At 50.6% G+C, this 16,814-nt stretch carries 14 protein-coding genes; all 14 read left to right on the forward strand.

The genetic code is table 11. The features are described 5' to 3' along the window. The first annotated feature begins 129 nt into the window (after window positions 1-129). Window positions 130-939 (forward strand): ABC transporter permease, encoded by an 810-nt coding sequence (locus KVY02_RS05935; RefSeq protein ID WP_081193700.1) that lies wholly within the window; start codon window positions 130-132, stop codon window positions 937-939. A 3-nt stretch (window positions 940-942) separates the two neighbouring features. Beyond that, entirely contained in the window at window positions 943-2,040 is a 1,098-nt protein-coding gene (locus KVY02_RS05940) for a chain-length determining protein (RefSeq protein WP_100732363.1), read from the forward strand. 163 nt (window positions 2,041-2,203) lie between these two features. Then, window positions 2,204-2,395, forward strand: coding sequence for a DUF2283 domain-containing protein (locus KVY02_RS05945; protein ID WP_016913348.1), 192 nt, complete (start codon window positions 2,204-2,206; stop codon window positions 2,393-2,395). Between the two features lie 975 nt (window positions 2,396-3,370). Continuing rightward, window positions 3,371-3,637, forward strand: coding sequence for a hypothetical protein (locus KVY02_RS05950; protein WP_016913346.1), 267 nt, complete (start codon window positions 3,371-3,373; stop codon window positions 3,635-3,637). Beyond that, window positions 3,625-4,320, forward strand: a complete 696-nt coding sequence (locus KVY02_RS05955; RefSeq protein WP_218314739.1) for a zeta toxin family protein — start codon at window positions 3,625-3,627, stop codon at window positions 4,318-4,320. The genes KVY02_RS05950 and KVY02_RS05955 overlap by 13 nt, the downstream gene beginning before the upstream one ends. Before the next feature lie 307 nt (window positions 4,321-4,627). After that, complete coding sequence (locus KVY02_RS18270) at window positions 4,628-5,566, forward strand: DUF4351 domain-containing protein (RefSeq protein ID WP_256357578.1); 939 nt, start codon at window positions 4,628-4,630, stop codon at window positions 5,564-5,566. Window positions 5,567-6,067: 501 nt separating this feature from the next. Further along, entirely contained in the window at window positions 6,068-6,349 is a 282-nt protein-coding gene (locus tag KVY02_RS05965; RefSeq protein WP_218314741.1) for a DUF4351 domain-containing protein, read from the forward strand. A gap of 501 nt (window positions 6,350-6,850) precedes the next feature. Next, the gene (locus tag KVY02_RS05970; RefSeq protein ID WP_218314743.1) at window positions 6,851-8,272 is read left to right on the forward strand and encodes an MBL fold metallo-hydrolase RNA specificity domain-containing protein; all 1,422 of its coding nucleotides are present in this window, start codon (window positions 6,851-6,853) and stop codon (window positions 8,270-8,272) included. 56 nt (window positions 8,273-8,328) lie between these two features. Then, the gene (locus KVY02_RS05975; protein ID WP_081136789.1) at window positions 8,329-9,069 is read left to right on the forward strand and encodes a phosphoribosyltransferase; all 741 of its coding nucleotides are present in this window, start codon (window positions 8,329-8,331) and stop codon (window positions 9,067-9,069) included. Between the two features lie 696 nt (window positions 9,070-9,765). Next, entirely contained in the window at window positions 9,766-11,190 is a 1,425-nt protein-coding gene (locus KVY02_RS05980; protein ID WP_218314745.1) for an MBL fold metallo-hydrolase RNA specificity domain-containing protein, read from the forward strand. A 56-nt stretch (window positions 11,191-11,246) separates the two neighbouring features. Then, on the forward strand, window positions 11,247-11,597 hold the full coding sequence (locus tag KVY02_RS05985; protein ID WP_218314747.1) for a four helix bundle protein: 351 nt from the start codon (window positions 11,247-11,249) through the stop codon (window positions 11,595-11,597). Between the two features lie 61 nt (window positions 11,598-11,658). Next, window positions 11,659-12,471: an ABC transporter ATP-binding protein gene (locus KVY02_RS05990; RefSeq protein ID WP_218314749.1), complete on the forward strand. Its 813-nt coding sequence runs from the start codon at window positions 11,659-11,661 to the stop codon at window positions 12,469-12,471. An 11-nt stretch (window positions 12,472-12,482) separates the two neighbouring features. Then, window positions 12,483-15,914, forward strand: coding sequence for a capsular polysaccharide export protein, LipB/KpsS family (locus tag KVY02_RS05995; RefSeq protein ID WP_218314751.1), 3,432 nt, complete (start codon window positions 12,483-12,485; stop codon window positions 15,912-15,914). A 65-nt stretch (window positions 15,915-15,979) separates the two neighbouring features. Further along, a complete protein-coding gene (locus KVY02_RS06000; protein ID WP_218314753.1) occupies window positions 15,980-16,813 on the forward strand; it encodes a hypothetical protein in 834 nt (277 codons plus the stop codon). The last annotated feature ends 1 nt before the right edge of the window (window position 16,814 follow it).

Here is a 16,814-nt window from a genome sequence, read left to right on the forward strand (position 1 = left end):
CCAACCCCGTAGCGCGGCGTAACGAAAGAGCGAGAGCAACGAGCGAAAGAGGCACCCGCGGAGGCGGCGCCAGCCGCCCTGATCAAGCCACTACTCCATTTACGTTCTTGAATCAAAAGACACAGCATCATGGATAACACAAGCAGTACCCCGAAAGGCGCGCGCACCCCCTGGCAGGTCACGCGCAGCGTGTGGTACGCCATGTTCATGCGCGAAGCCGTTTCGCGCACCATGGCCGACCGCATGGGCTGGTTCTGGATGATCTTCGAGCCCTTCGCGCTGGTGGCCATCATGGTGGGCATTCGTAGTTTCATCCGGGGTGACCGCCTGATCGTGAATGCCGAGTTCATTCCTTGGATGATCGCCGGCATGATGGGTTTCTTCCTGGTGCGAGAAGGCATGCTGCGCGGTATGGGTGCCATCGATGCCAACAGCGCGCTGTTCGCCTATCGCCAAGTGCAGCCCGTAGACCCCGTGCTGGTGCGCAACTTTCTGGAAGGCATGCTGCGCACCTTCGTCTTCCTGCTGTTTATCGTGGGGGGGCTGCTGCTAGGTCTGGACATGTACCCCGACAATGCCATCAGAGCCATGTGGGCATGGGTCTCGCTTTGGAGCCTGGGCATCGGGCTGGGCCTGGTCACCTCGGTGGCCGCTACTCTGGTGCCGGAAGTGGGCCGAGTGATCCGCATGCTTTCGCTGCCACTGTTGATCATTTCCGGCGTCATGTTTCCGCTCAACCAGTTACCCCACTGGCTACTGGAATACCTGATGCTCAACCCCATTCCCCATGCCCTGGAAACTCTGCGGCTGGGATTCTTTGAAAACTATCAGGTCATTCACGGCACCAGCATGCTCTACTTCTGGCTGGTGACCCTGAGTTTGAATGCCCTCGGGCTACTGATGCACCTCCGTTTTGTTGACCGGTTGAAGGCCAAATAACCCATGCAATCCTCATTAACCCGTTTCGTAAAACAGTCACCGCACTGGGCCATGGCCTTGCTCGCCATTCTCCTGGTCAGCTTTTACTGGTTTGTATGGGCAGAAGAGCGCTACGTTTCCCGTGCCACCGTAGTGCTGGAAAGCCCACAAGTCGCCACACCGGAATTCAGCCTCTCATCGCTCATGGGCGGCGGCGGAGGCAACACGGCCGACCTGCTGCTACTGCGCGAGCACCTGCTCTCGGTAGACATGCTGCGCCTGCTCGATGAACAGCTAGGCATTCGCCAGCACTACAGCGAACACGGTGACCTGTTTGCCCGCCTGCGCGACCCGAACGTGCCCATTGAAGACCTGCACCGCTACTACCTGCGCCGTGTAGAAGTGGAGTTGGACGAATACGCGGGGGTTCTCAACATTCACGTTCAAGGCTACACCCCCGAATTCGCCCACAGCATGGCATCGCTGCTGCTGGAAGCAGGCGAAAACCACATGAACGAAATGGGCCACCGCCTGGCCGATGAACAGGTACGCTTCCTGGAGCGCCAAATGGTGCGCCTGGAAGAGCGCTTCAATGACACCCGCGCCCAACTGCTCGAATTCCAGAACGAGCACGGGCTGGTATCACCCACCAGCACGGTGGAAAGCATCAACCAGGTCGTCGCCACCCTCGAAGCCGACCTGGCCCGCTTCCAGGCCCAGCGCAACGCCCTGGCCAGCTTCCAAAGCGCCCAATCCGCCGAGCTGCGCCAAGTAGAACGCAACATCGAAGCCCTGCGCGACCAGATCGTCGAACAACGCGACCGCCTGGCCCAAGCCACCGGCAACTCGCTCAACCGCATCTCGGCAGAATACGAAACCCTGGAACTGCAAGCCCAGTTCGCCCAGGAAACCTACTCCAGCGCCCTGGCCGCCCTGGAAAACACCCGCCTGGAAGCCGCCCGTCAACTCAAACAAGTCAGCGTGTTGCAAAGCCCGCTCATGCCCGAATACCCCACAGAGCCCAACCGCCTTTACAACAGCACGGTATTCGCCATCATCACCATCTTCCTCGCCTTCATCCTCAGCATGATGATCATGATCATCAAAGACCACCGGGATTGATAGCAAGGGGTAGGGCACCGTAGCGCGGTGTAATGGTTAATCGAGGCAACCACCCCGTAGCGCGGCGTAACGAAAGAGCGAGAGAAACGAGCGAAAGAGGCACCCGCAGCGGCGGCCCGGCGCGAAGGTGTCAGCAATACGCCCAAACCAAACAGGATAAGTAATGCGAACTACGTACGATGAAGCAGATGATATCCTGGTTCTGCACCTATCAGAAAAGCCTACCGTTAGGGAGGTTTCTCAAGATTGGCATACACATATTAGTTACGCAGAGGATGGCACGATCAATGAAATCGTCATTCTGGAGGCCTCGAAGCAAGGTGCATGGCCACTCTTAAAAAGCCAAGCCGCTTAACTAACCGCAACACCACTCCCGCTGCTCCTGCGGGTGCGCTCGTTTACACCGCGCTAAGGGAACACCGCCAACGTTATGAGGCGTGGCACCAACCCCGTTTCGCGCCATAACGAGCAACCGCGTCAACACCTCGAATGGCGGCACCAACCCCGTAGCGCGGCGTAACGAAAGAGCGAGAGAAACGAGCGAAAGAGGCACCCGCGAAGGCGGCCCTAGCCGCCCCGATTGAGCCACGGTGATCGAGCAAACCCCAGTGGCATATTCGGCACCCCTAACGGGGTGCTTCGCGGGTGCGCTCTGCTTACACCGCGCTACGAATACGTAGCACCTTTAGAAGCGCGGCAGGATTCCCGTAGCGCGGCGTAACGAAAGAGCGAGGTCACGAGCGAAAGAGGCACCCGCGTTGGCGGCGCCAGCCGCCCCGATCAAGCCACGGTGATCGAGTAAACCCCAGTGGCATATTCGGCACCCCTAACGGGGTGCTTCGCGGGTGCGCTCTGCTTACACCGCGCTACGAATACGTAGCACCTTTAGAAGCGCGGCAGGATTCCCGTAGCGCGGCGTAACGAAAGAGCGAGGTCACGAGCGAAAGAGGCACCCGCGTTGGCGGCGCCAGCCGCCCCGATCAAGCCACGGTGATCGAGCAAACCCCAGTGGCATATTCGGCACCCCTAACGGGGTGCTTCGCGGGTGCGCTCCGCTTACACCGCGCTACGAACACCGCCAACCTCGAAAGCGTGCAACCGCGTCAACACCTCGAATGGCGTCACCAACCCCGTAGCGCGGCGTAACGAAAGAGCGAGAGAAACGAGCGAAAGAGGCACCCGCAGCGGCGGCCCGGCGCGAAGGGCGGCGTCAGCCGCCCTGATCGAGCCACGATATTTAATGAATCATTGCAATAGCCTGCTCTATTCGAAACTACTCGGTCTATAATGAATCTATGGTTTCACAAGCTGTACTGAGAAGGGAGAAATCATGAGTCAGAAATCAAACCACGAGAAGCTAGCGATGGTGCGCAAAGGTAAGAGAAAAGATCCAATGCAAGACACGCGCTCACTCATGCAGTTTGCGAGCGAATCCTCTCGCGCGGCCATCCAAAGAAATTTGGCAGCAGGTGTTTCTGTGGTCTATGAACGTGATGGCTATCTGGTTGAAGAGTCGCCCGATCATCAGGTCAAGCAGCTTAAAAAGTTAAAACAAGCCCAGCCGTTCAATCTTAGGGAGTATTTGTGCCAAGGTTAAGGCTTGTTGCTGGCCCAAATGGCTCGGGTAAAACAACCCTGACTCAATTTTTGCTTAGTAAGAAAATACCATTAGGGCAATATTTAAATCCTGATGATATTGCGAAGCATATTGAGCTAAATGATGTTATTGAAAAAACCTCAACCGCAATGTCTGAGGGCAAGGCGTTCGTAAAGTCTTTTGCTAAAGAGTTTGAAACGTATTTTGCTGCGATCTCTGCGCAAGCGATTGCCACAGGCCTGAGAGAGGATTGGTTGGAGTCTGGCCTATCCCTCACCTATGAATCTGTTATGAGTCATAGTAGTCACATAATATTTGTTGAAAAAGCACTAGATTTTGGGTTTGAGCCCTACCTCTATTATATTTGCACATCAAGTCCTGAGATTAATCAGGCTCGTGTTGCACAAAGAGTTTCGAGTGGTGGGCATGATGTCCCTGCCGAAAAGATAATAAGTCGCTATCAAGCAAGCTTGTCACTTTTGCATGAAATGGTTGTGAAATGTAGAAGAACTTATTTTTTTGATAATTCTAGTGAAATGCATCTGCATTTTGCAGAAGCCACACCTGATGGTTTTCTAGATATCTATGAAAGCGAATTTAAAAAATTTGATTCACAGTGGTTTGTTGATTCAGTGCTTAGAAAATGGGACAGATCTAAAGTGAGATCTGCACGCCCCTCATAACGCACGTAGCAATAAATAGCCGCCAACACCCGTATTAGCGGCCCTAGCCGCCCCGATTGAGCCACGGTGATCGAGCAAACCCCAGTGGCCTATTCGGCACCCCTCACGGGGTGCTTCGCGGGTGCGCTCCGCTTACACCGCGCTATGCTTACACCGCGCTACGAAGCACCGCCATCATCAAAATGTGCCACCCCGTAGCGCGGCGTAACGAAAGAGCGAGAGCAACGAGCGAAAGAGGCACCCGCAGCGGCGGCCCGGCGCGAAGGCGGCGCCAGCCGCCCTGATTAAGCCACAGCAAGGAAAAGCCATGGCGAACCGTACAAGCCACGATCAAAATTTCAAGAACCTGATTTTGGACTATCCTCGCGAAGCCCTCGCTTTCTTTGCATCAGAAGAGGCTGGAGATTTACTGCCTAGCGTCAAAGTCACTCCTATTCGCCAGGAGCAATTAAAAGAGCGCCTGGGTGACAGATTTCATGAGCTAGACGTACCGTTGCTGGTAGAGTGGCCAAATGGGCAACGCGAAGCGCTACTGTTCACGCTAGAAGAAGAAACGGATCCCGGCCGTTTCTCGATCCACAGGCTGGCGCACTACACACTGCACCTGAGTGAGCTATTCGATACAGAACGAGTGGTACCGGTGGTGATTTTTTTGAATTCTAATAAAAAAGTGGTAGAAAGCCTGCATATTCGAAGTGAACGCCATAGCTACCTACAGTTTCACTATTTACATACACATTTAAATAAATTGCCGGCCAATCAGTATTTTAGTAGCCAAAATATCGTAGCACGGCTTAATTTACCGAATATGGAATGGGCAGAGAAAGATAAAATCGATGTATACGCCAATGCCATACAAGGCCTGTTTTCGCTGGAACCAAGCATTGAAAAGCAACTCAAATACATAGACTTTGTCGATATCTACAGCGATTTAAGCACAGATGAAAGAAAAGCCTACCAAAGGCGCTATCCTCAGGAGGAAAGCAAAATGGCTGGTTTAGCAGAGCGTCTTCGTACGGAAGGTATTCAGCAAGGCATGCAGCAAGGTATGCAACAGGGCATGCAACAGGGCCGTCAGCATGAAGCACAAAACATGCTGCGAAAGCTGCTCATGCTGAAGTTTGGCGAGTTACCGTCATGGGCCGATACCCAAATTGAGACGGCTTCCATAGAGCAGCTGGAAAACTGGATGGAAGGCATATTGAGTGCCAACACATTGGAAGCCCTGATCGAACCTATTCAGTAACCGCTGACACTCACGCCATCACCGGCACCCCTCACGGGGTGCTTCGCGGGTGCGCTCCGCTTACACCGCGCTACGGGGGCGCCGCCAACGTTATGAGGCGTGGCACCAACCCCGTTTCGCGCCATAACGAGCAACCGCGTCAACACCTCGAATGGCGGCACCAACCCCGTAGCGCGGCGTAACGAAAGAGCGAGAGCAACGAGCGAAAGAGGCACCCGCGTTGGCGGCGCCAGCCGCCCCGATTGAGCCACGGTGATCGAGCAAACCCCAGTGGCATATTCGGCACCCCTAACGGGGTGCTTCGCGGGTGCGCTCCGCTTACACCGCGCTACGGATGCATCGCCAACGATACGCATGGGCGATCACCCCGTAGCGCGGCGTAACGAAAGAGCGAGAGCAACGAGCGAAAGAGGCACCCGCGAAGGGCGGCGCCAGCCGCCCTGATCGAGCCCTAGCTCGCTAAAGTGCCATCATCGCAGCTATCCTCAGGAGGAAAGCAAAATGGCTGGTTTAGCAGAGCGTCTTCGTACGGAAGGTATTCAGCAAGGCATGCAGCAGGGCATGCAGCAAGGCATGCAGCAAGGTATGCAACAGGGCATGCAACAGGGCCGTCAGCATGAAGCACAAAACATGCTGCGAAAGCTGCTCATGCTGAAGTTTGGCGAGTTACCGTCATGGGCCGATACCCAAATTGAGGCGGCTTCCATAGAGCAGCTGGAAAACTGGATGGAAGGCATATTGAGTGCCAAAACATTGGAAGCCCTGATCGAACCTATTCAGTAACCGCTGACACTCACGCCATCATCGGCACCCCTAACGGGCTGCTTCGCGGGTGCGCTCTGCTTACACCGCGCTACGGGAACACCGCCAACGTTATGAGGCGTGGCACCAACCCCGTTTCGCGCCATAACGAGCAACCGCGTCAACACCTCGAATGGCGGCACCAACCCCGTAGCGCGGCGTAACGAAAGAGCGAGAGCAACGAGCGAAAGAGGCACCCGCGTTGGCGGCGCCAGCCGCCCTGATCGAGCCACGGTAATTGAGCAAACCTCATTGGCCTCACCGGCACCCCTCACGGGGTGCTTCGCGGGTGCGCTCCGCTTACACCGCGCTACGGATGCATCGCCAACGATACTCATGGGCGAGCACCCCGTAGCGCGGCGTAACGAAAGAGCGAGAGCAACGAGCGAAAGAGGCACCCGCGTGGGCGGCGCCAGCCGCCCCGATCACGCCACCAAACGCCAAAATGCCATACTGCTAAGAGAAAGCACGAAAAGGAAGTCAATGCTCAATATCACCCACCACGGCGGAGCCAAAGGCGTCACCGGAAGCTGCCACCAGCTCACCCTCGATAGCGAACATTCACTGCTCATCGACTGCGGGCTATTCCAAGGCGAAGACGCAAAAGAAGACGCCTTCGATCAGCTACAAATCGAATTCGATATCAGCGCCGTCAAAGCGCTGATCATCACCCACGTACACATCGACCACGTAGGCCGCTTACCCTACCTGCTGGCGGCGGGATTCAAAGGGCCCATCATCTGCTCCATTCCCTCGGCCAAACTGCTGCCCCTGGTGGTCGAAGACGCCCTGAAAATCGGTTTCACCCGTAACACCCAGTTGATCGAGCGCTTCCAGCAGCAGTTGGCTTCCCAGCTCATCAGCGTGCCCTACGGTAAATGGCACACCGTGTTTGAAAAAACCGAAGCAGGCCACATCACCACACGGGTAAAACTCAAGCGAGCAGGGCACATACTGGGCTCCAGCTACGTGGAAGTAGCCCACCAGCACCCCAGCGGCGAAAAGGAACGGGTCATCTTCAGCGGCGATCTAGGCGCTCCCTACGCACCGCTACTGCCCGCGCCCCAATCGCCCTACGGCTGCGAACAATTGGTTCTCGAAAGCACCTACGGCGACCGCCAGCACCCTGACCGCCGCCAGCGCCGCGCCACGCTGAAACAGGCCATCGAGCAAGCGCTCACTAACGGCGGCACGGTCATGGTGCCCGCCTTCAGCATTGGCCGTACTCAGGAGCTGCTCTACGAGCTGGAAGGCATCATTTATGAGGCCGAGCGCAACGCCAAACGCGGGCTGCCCAAAAGCCTATGGCAAACGCTGGAGATCATCGTCGATTCGCCGCTTGCTGCCCGCTTCACCCAGGTATACCGCGAGCTGAAGCCCTACTGGGACGACGAAGCCCAACGCCGCCTGCGCAGTGGCCGTCACCCGCTCAACTTCGCCAACCTCTACACCGTAGACAGCCACGAAGCCCACGAGCGAACGGTCAGCTACCTGGCCAGCACAGGCCGCCCAGCGGTGGTCATCGCCGCCAGCGGCATGTGCGCAGGCGGGCGCATCATGAACTACCTAAAAGCCATGCTAGGCGATGAGCGTCACCAAGTACTATTCGTCGGCTACCAGGGCTCAGGCACCCCAGGCCGTGCCATACAGCAGTACGGCCCCCAAGGCGGTTGGGTAGAAATAGACGGCCAGCGAATTGATATCAAAGCAGGCGTCACTTCTATCAGCGGCTACTCCGCCCACGCCGACCAGAAAGACCTGCTCAACTTCGTCAAACGCATGCGCCGCTGGCCCCACACCATCCACCTGGTGCACGGCGAACAAACCGCCCGCAGCGCCCTCAAACGTGAGCTGGAAGCAATGTACGCTCGGAAAGGGAAAGAAGTGAAGGTTCATAATGGCTAATCAACAGGCCAGGTATGTTACTGAGATCGATCAGCTGCACATTTTGAGACAATGCAATGGATAGAGTGTATGCATTTCCAAAAGAAACCAAACATTTTCATTGTTTCACGAGTGATGAAGATATAAAGCAGCATGCTGCTTATAGAGATGCCAAGTCAGGAGATGCAGAAGCTGCTTTACAACTTGTGGGTGATTTGGCTCTTGAGTTTCTGTTCTCTCTTGAAAATGAATTTCCTGAAGGAAGTATTTTTGTATCGCCCTACGCTCAAGAGGCTTCAGGTGATAATGCTTTACCTCTGATCCTCTCGCTGATGTGCGCAGAGGTGCTAGATGGTGTTAGTGAAACAGATATCGTTCAAATGCAAAAAGTGTTTCATACCGGGGCTGACCCTATGGAAAGACTCATTGCAAGACCCTCATTCGAGGGAGCTGTTCAGCATGGTGGTCGTTATATATTAGTAGATGACGTCACTAGTATGGGTAGCACGTTAGCTGAGCTGGCTAATTATTTGTTAATGAATGGTGGATACGTTATTGGGACGGTTCTGTTAGTAAATGCAGGTCGTTCGAAGGAGTTTCGAGCCTTAAAAAAACATACTCAGCTATTGGAGGAGCGTTTCTCTGATGAAATCAAAAATATCTTCGGAATACACATCTCAGCCCTCACCGCCAACGAATCAAGTTATCTCGTCGGCTTCAGAACCGCTGACGAGATCCGAAATCGATGCATTAAGGCAGAAAAAGAGACAGTTAAGCGCTTATTATCAAAAAATTATCCATATGCGGCTGGCAGCTAAGTAATGACTAACGGCTCATCATTTCCCGATGCCTGTTACCTATATGGAACCACCACCCCGTTTCGCGCCATAACGAAAGAGCGAGAGCAACGAGCGAAAGAGGCACCCGCGGAGGGCGGCGTTAGCCGCCCCGATCGAGCCAGGGTGATCGAGCAGGCCTCACCAGCACCCCTAACGGGCTGCTTCGCGGGTGCGCTCCGCTTACACCGCGCTACGGGGCGCCGCCAACGATACGCATGGGCACCAACCCCGTTTCGCGCCATAACGAGCAACCGCGTCAACACCTCGAATGGCGGCACCAACCCCGTAGCGCGGCGTAACGAAAGAGCGAGAGCAACGAGCGAAAGAGGCACCCGCGTTGGCGGCGCCAGCCGCCCTGATCGAGCCACGGTAATTGAGCAAACCTCATTGGCCTCACCGGCACCCCTAACGGGGTGCTTCGCGGGGGCGCTCCACTTACACCGCGCTACGGGAACACCGCCAACGTTATGAGGCGTGGCACCAACCCCGTTTCGCGGCATAACGATCAATCGCGGCAACACCTCGAATGGCGGCACCAACCCCGTAGCGCGGCGTAACGAAAGAGCGAGAGCAACGAGCGAAAGAGGCACCCGCGAAGGCGGCGCCAGCCGCCCCGATCACGCCACCAAACGCCAAAATGCCATACTGCTAAGAGAAAGCACGAAAAGGAAGTCAATGCTCAATATCACCCACCACGGCGGAGCCAAAGGCGTCACCGGAAGCTGCCACCAGCTCACCCTCGATAGCGAACATTCACTGCTCATCGACTGCGGGCTATTCCAAGGCGAAGACGCAAAAGAAGACGCCTTCGATCAGCTACAAATCGAATTCGATATCAGCGCCGTCAAAGCGCTGATCATCACCCACGTACACATCGACCACGTAGGCCGCTTACCCTACCTGCTGGCGGCGGGATTCAAAGGGCCCATCATCTGCTCCATTCCCTCGGCCAAACTGCTGCCCCTGGTGGTCGAAGATGCCCTGAAAATCGGCTTCACCCGTAACGCCCAGCTCATCGAACGTTTCCAGCAGCAGTTGGAAAGCCAGATCATCAGCGTGCCCTACGGTAAATGGCACACCGTGTTTGAAAAAACCGAAGAAGGCGGCATCACCACCCGAGTGAAGCTCAAGCGGGCAGGGCACATACTGGGCTCCAGCTATGTGGAAGTAGCCCACCAGCACCCCAACGGCGAAAAGGAACGGGTCATCTTCAGCGGCGATTTAGGTGCCCCCTACGCTCCGCTACTCCCCGCACCACAATCGCCCTACGGCTGCGAACAGCTAGTACTCGAAAGCACCTACGGCGACCGAAACCACCCCGACCGCCGCCAGCGCCGCGCCACGCTGAAACAGGCCATCGAGCAAGCACTCACTAACGGCGGCACGGTCATGGTGCCCGCCTTCAGCATAGGCCGCACCCAAGAGCTCCTCTACGAGCTGGAAGGTATCATTTATGAAGCCGAGCGCAACGCCAAACGCGGGCTGCCCAAAAGCCTATGGCAAACGCTGGAGATCATCGTCGATTCGCCGCTGGCCGCCCGCTTCACCCAGGTATACCGCGAGCTGAAACCCTACTGGGACGACGAAGCCCAACGCCGCCTGCGCAGTGGCCGCCACCCGCTCAACTTCGCCAACCTCTACACCGTAGACAGCCACGAAGCCCACGAGCGAACGGTCAGCTACCTGGCCAGCACAGGCCGCCCAGCGGTGGTCATCGCCGCCAGCGGCATGTGCGCAGGTGGGCGCATCATGAACTACCTAAAAGCCATGCTAGGCGATGAGCGCCACCAAGTACTATTCGTCGGCTACCAGGGCGCAGGCACCCCAGGCCGCGCCATACAGCAATACGGCCCCCGTGGCGGCTGGGTCGAGATCGACGGCCAGCGATACGATATCAAAGCAGGCGTGACCTCCATCAGCGGCTACTCCGCCCACGCCGACCAGAAAGACCTGCTCAACTTCGTCAAACGCATGCGCCGCTGGCCCCATACCATCCACCTGGTGCACGGCGAAACAACCGCCCGCAGTGCGCTCAAACGTGAGCTGGAAGCGATGTACACCCGAAAAGGAAGGGGAGTGAGAGTGGTGAATGGTGAGTAGTTTTTGGTGAACAGTGAGTGGTGAATGGCGAGTAGTGAGTGATGTGGGGAGGTGGGATGAGGAAGCATCAAGAGTTGAGGGTTTGGCAGCAAACGATGGACCTTGTCGAACATGTATACACACTCACCAAAACCTTCCCAGATGATGAAAAGTTCGGTTTAACAAGCCAAATGCGGCGTAGTGCAGTCTCCGTTCCCAGTAACATTGCTGAAGGTGCCGCTCGGGGCAGTACACAAGAGTTCATCCGTTTTCTCTACATCTCCCAAGGCTCACTCAGCGAATTAGAGACGCAGCTGCTCATCGCAAAGCGCCTTAACTATTTACCAGATATTTCGTTAGCACTAGCATCTATTAACCAAGCTTCTTCCCAGCTAGGCGGCTTAATTAAACATTTAAAGAATCGGTGAAATCTATGCACCCCATGAACTCCCCATTCACCCTTCACCCTTCACCATTCACTAATATCAAATGATCGAAATCAAAAATCTCTACAAGCGCTACCACAACCACCACGGTAGCGATTGGGTGCTGAAAGACATCAACCTCACCATACCCAAAGGCGTGAGCGTGGGGTTGATTGGCCCCAACGGCGCAGGTAAATCGACCCTGTTGCGCCTGATCGCTGGTATGGATACCCCCGATAGAGGAGAGGTCATACGCCACAGTCGTGTTTCATGGCCGGTGGGGCTATCGGGCGGCATGCAGAACAACATGACAGGGCGGCAGAACGTCAAATTCGTGGCCAGGGCGCAAGGGAGTGATGTTGAAGAGGTTCAGCGAGTCATTCGATTCGTGCAGGACTTTGCAGAGATAGGTAGTTCGTTTGATGAACCGGTACGCACTTATTCATCAGGCATGCGCTCAAGGCTTTCCTTTGGTCTATCGCTTGCCTTCGATTTTGATGTGTATATATCAGACGAAGCAACATCCGTAGGCGACTTGCGTTTCCGCAAGAAAGCCACATCAGCATTTAAAGAGAAGGTCGGTAAGGCCAGCATTATTATCGTTTCACACAGTGAAGGTATTTTGCGTGAATTATGCGATGCAGGAATATGGATAAACAATGGTGATGCTATCTGGTACGACAGCGTGGACGATGCCATCAAGGCATATCATGACAACATGGCAGAGCAAGATGGCGATAATCAAACTCAAGGAGAGAGTGGAAGTGCGAACGAGCAAGAAGTCCTAGCGGCCAAAAAACAAATGGAAGTGGCAAGAACTGAATATCAAAAGCTGCGCGACCAGTACGCAGCCCTTCGTGATTCATATTTCGATTAATAGGTGAAACAGTGAGTAAGTTGACCAAGTTTTTTAAACACCCCGTCATGTTTTTTGAAGATGCGCAGAAAAACAAAAAATTAAAAAAGGGGAAACCTAAGATTTTTGTCGTTGGATTCAGTACCTGGAAGACATATCTTCGGATGTACTTCTCGGAATATGACCTTATTTTCTTGCCAAAAGATATTAAAAAAAGTCAGTTCAATTCACAGTATCGCAAGCAAATTGTTTCTCTAAAAGATTCCTGTCAGGTGTTTATCTGGGGTTTCAAAGCGCCTGAATATATTCTGGAGTTTTTAAGAGAAGAAAAAATTTCGACCAAGTTTGTTGAAGACGGCTTTGTGCGCTCTGTACAACTGGGCGCTACCAAAGCACCACCCATGTCATTGTGCCTGGACAGCAAAACACCCTATTTTGATGCTACAAGGCCTTCTGAGCTAGAAGATTTACTGAATAACTTTGACTTTACGAGCAAACCGGAGTTGATCGACCAGGCAAAAGAAGGCATCAACCTGCTGTTGGAAACGGGTGTCAGTAAATACAATAACAGTGAAAAAGTTAGCATTGAAAAATTTTATGGCCCTAAAACAAAAAAACGTATACTGGTGCTAGGTCAGGTAGAAGATGATGCATCTATCCAATACGGTTGTGAGAAAAAACTGACCAACAACGATGTAGTACGCTTGGCTGCTGAGGAAAATCCTGGTGACCAGATAATATACAAGCCACATCCTGATGTAATGAATGGACATCGTCCGTATCAATCGAATCCAACCGATGTTGAGAATATTGCACTGGTGCTGAAGAAAGATGTGCCGCTGTCAAATGCCTTCGAGACAGTTGACCATGTGTATACGGTGACATCACTAGGCGGTTTTGAAGCACTACTAAGGGGCATTAGAGTTACAACGCTCGGTGCGCCCTTTTACTCTGGCTGGGGGTTAACTGATGATAGACAAGTAAGCATTAGAAGAAAGAGAAGCTTAAGTATTGAAGAGTTGTTTGGTATATCATATATAATTTACCCTAATTATTACTGTGTGGAAACAGGAGAAAAGATAAGCTTTTTAGAGGTTGTTAATAAACTTGATAAGTTGAGAAAAGAGGTTGGTTATAATGTTACACATGAAGTAAATGTTTCGAGTGTAGATGTGAATGAATCTTCTGTCAAAACACCTCCCCCTGTTAAAGCAAAAGCCGCTGTTAAAGCAAAGCCTGCGGTGAAAGAAGACGTAATCCCTACATGGTATGATTCAAAAAAAATCGAAATAAAAGATGATTTCAAGCCTGTTTTTTTATATATGCCTTGGATTGCAGAGCATGGTAATACACTTATAGAAAAAATAGAAAATGAACAACACTACCAAATTAAACAGTTCAGTCTTGTCAAAGGAGGAGAGCCTAATGAGTTAAGAAGAGAAGTGTTGCGCTTTGCTTTGAATAAGCCTGATTTATATAGAAAAATGGTAGCGAGAAAACTTATTCCAATAAGTAAACATGTAAAAGCTTTTGTGTTTACATTTGACTGGTCCCCAGTTATGCGGATCATTGTTTCTGTGTGTAAAGAGTTGGGAATAAAAACAATTCTGATACCCCATGAGTCCGTCTTTGCTAATCGAGATAAATACTATTGGTGTCCAACAACATTTGCCTCGGTACCTTCAACAGATATAGTATTAAGTTGGGGTAGCCTACAAAATGATATATTTATTGAAAGGGGATATCCAAAAGATAATATTATCACTGTTGGAGCTCCAAAGTTTGATGTGTATTTCAACTATGAGCCTTTAATTTCTCGCCATCAGTATTGCAGCTTTTTCGGTTTAAGTGCCGATAAAAAAATTATCCTTTTTGCGTCGCAGCCTTTAGACTCACAATACGATGCGCAAGTGGCGAGAAAAGCACAAGTTGATGCAGTGAACGACTTGATTTCGGTCGCTGAAAAAAGAGATATGCAAGTAATTATCAGATTACCTCCTTCTAAAGATAATATTTTAGGTGAGGCACTCATTAGACGAATTGAAGAGTCAAGTTTTTGTGCTATTGATGATGCAATTTGTTATTTTGTAAATGCTGAAGAGTCCATTCACCATGCAGATATTATTACGTCTATTAACAGCACTATGTTGTTTGAAGCGGTTATTGCCGGCAAGCCTTCGTTTAGCCTTAAATATATAGAGTTTACGCAGATTTGGGAGAATGTGGGGATACCAGCTGTAAGGGATATTGAATCATTAGAAGATATTATAACAAGCATTGAAAGTGGTGGCTATGCCATACCTGAGCGAGGAATGAGTTGGGCTAAGAAGCAACTTAGTGCTGGTGAATTCGATGGAAAGGCAAAAGACAGAATTATAAAAACTCTTATTTCAATTGCCAATAATGACATAAATAAAAAATTAAGCTCACCAACCGAAAAACTTTTTAATGAAATGCCTCTTGATGTAATTGGAATTCCCAGTACTAAAAAAGTATGGGAAACTACACAAGCATATGTGTTGCCAATGCTTAGAGCTAGGGCACGTATAGATAGTGGTAGTCAGGTTAATGCATTAAAAGCATCCTCTTCTGCCGATTTGCTTTTTCAATGGGGAATTGGAGAAAATGCAAAAAAAATAAATCAAAGAAAAGTTGCCGTTAAATTAGGAAAGAAAGTCATCTATATTGAAGACGGTTTTATCAGATCATTGAACATAGGTCTTTCAGGGGACCCTGCGTTATCTGTTATCATTGACGATATGACACCTTACTATGACTCTAATTCTGAAAGTCGCTTAGAATTTCTGTTGAACTCAGATAGTGTTGTGGCTGAAAAAAATATTGAAAGAAGCAAGCTTGTAATTGGTCAGATACAAAAAAATCGTATAACTAAGTATAATCACGCTTGTGATATAAAATTAAATATTGGAAAATCTGAAAGAAAAATTCTATTAATTGACCAAAGGTATGGTGATCAATCGGTAGCATGTGGCAAAGCAGATGAAACTACGTTCCAGACAATGTTGCTTGATGCAGTAAATAATAATCCAAAATGCGATATCTTGATTAAACAACATCCAGATGCAATAGGAGGGGGGAAGGAAAGTTATTTTAGCAACGATAAAATTTCATTTACTAAACATTTAGAAAATGTTTATTTGATTGATTATGATGTAAACCCTCATGCTCTTTTTGATATTGTTGAAGAAGTCTATGTGGGAACTTCAGGTATGGGTTTTGAAGCGTTACTTGCGGGTAAAAAAGTTACATGCTATGGAGCACCGTTCTATTCGAATTGGGGAGTCACGACAGATAAGCTAAGTGTAGGTCGTAGAGTAAGAAAAAGAAGTATAGAGGAGATTTTTTACTTTAGTTACATATTTCTTTCTAGGTATTATAATCCTGCTGCGCAAGCTAAGTGTGAAATTGAGGATGTGATTAGCTATATCGTATCAAAAAAATAAAATACTAATTGGCTTAAGGGCTATGTAAAAATTGCATAGCTCTTTTAAGGAAAGGAATAGCATTTATGAATTTTGCAGTATGTATGAGCGGCCATCCAAGAACTTTCGATAGAACAGCCGCTAAGATTTTTGAAGTGTTTCGTGGAGCTGATTTTTATTTTTCTACTTGGGACTCTGACTATAATCAGCAGCTAACCTCACTGTTTGAAAGTTATAATGTTAATTTAATGGCCTATGAATTCGTCAAAGAGCCTTCGCAATTGCACAATGAAAGAAAAATTTGTGAACTTTTTGCAAACTCATATCCTGATTTTTTTATATTGAATCAATGGTATGGCGTTGCAAGATCCATAGCGCTAGCTCATGAAAGCTCCTTTATTCATGGGAAAAAGTATGATCTGATCTTCAGATGTCGTTTTGATTTAAATTTTAAATTTAATTTTGATGATTTGATTTGTAAGCAAAGAAAGGGGACTTTGAATTATATAGAAGCTTTAACAAAAGGGTCGGATCAGTTCTTCTTCGGTGAAACGGAGCTTATGACTCAGCTTATGAATTTGCCTGAGTGGCTAGTTGATTATGGTAATCAGTTCGGAAATAATTTTGGATTCTTTGCTTCCCCATTAATTAAAGCTTTCTTTCTTGATCAGGGCTACGACTTGAACAAGATAAAATTACCTATGACTGTACTTAGGCCTAAAGGTGAAAGCGCATCAGCTCATGAGATTAGAGAGAAAAGAACACGGGATTATATAGCGCGTCACTTTCCAGATTTGAAGCATGTGCTATGGAGTGGTGATCGTTCTAAAGATATTAAGTGTCTTGATCTTAAGCGTCCAGCACCTTGGGATAAAGAGTACTATAATGGGAAAAGAAATTTTTACGTTGACGGTGAGTAGA

Origin of the sequence: Halomonas sp. 18071143 (genome assembly GCF_019211725.1) — a bacterium.
In the GTDB taxonomy this organism is placed as follows: Bacteria; Pseudomonadota; Gammaproteobacteria; order Pseudomonadales; family Halomonadaceae; genus Vreelandella; species Vreelandella stevensii.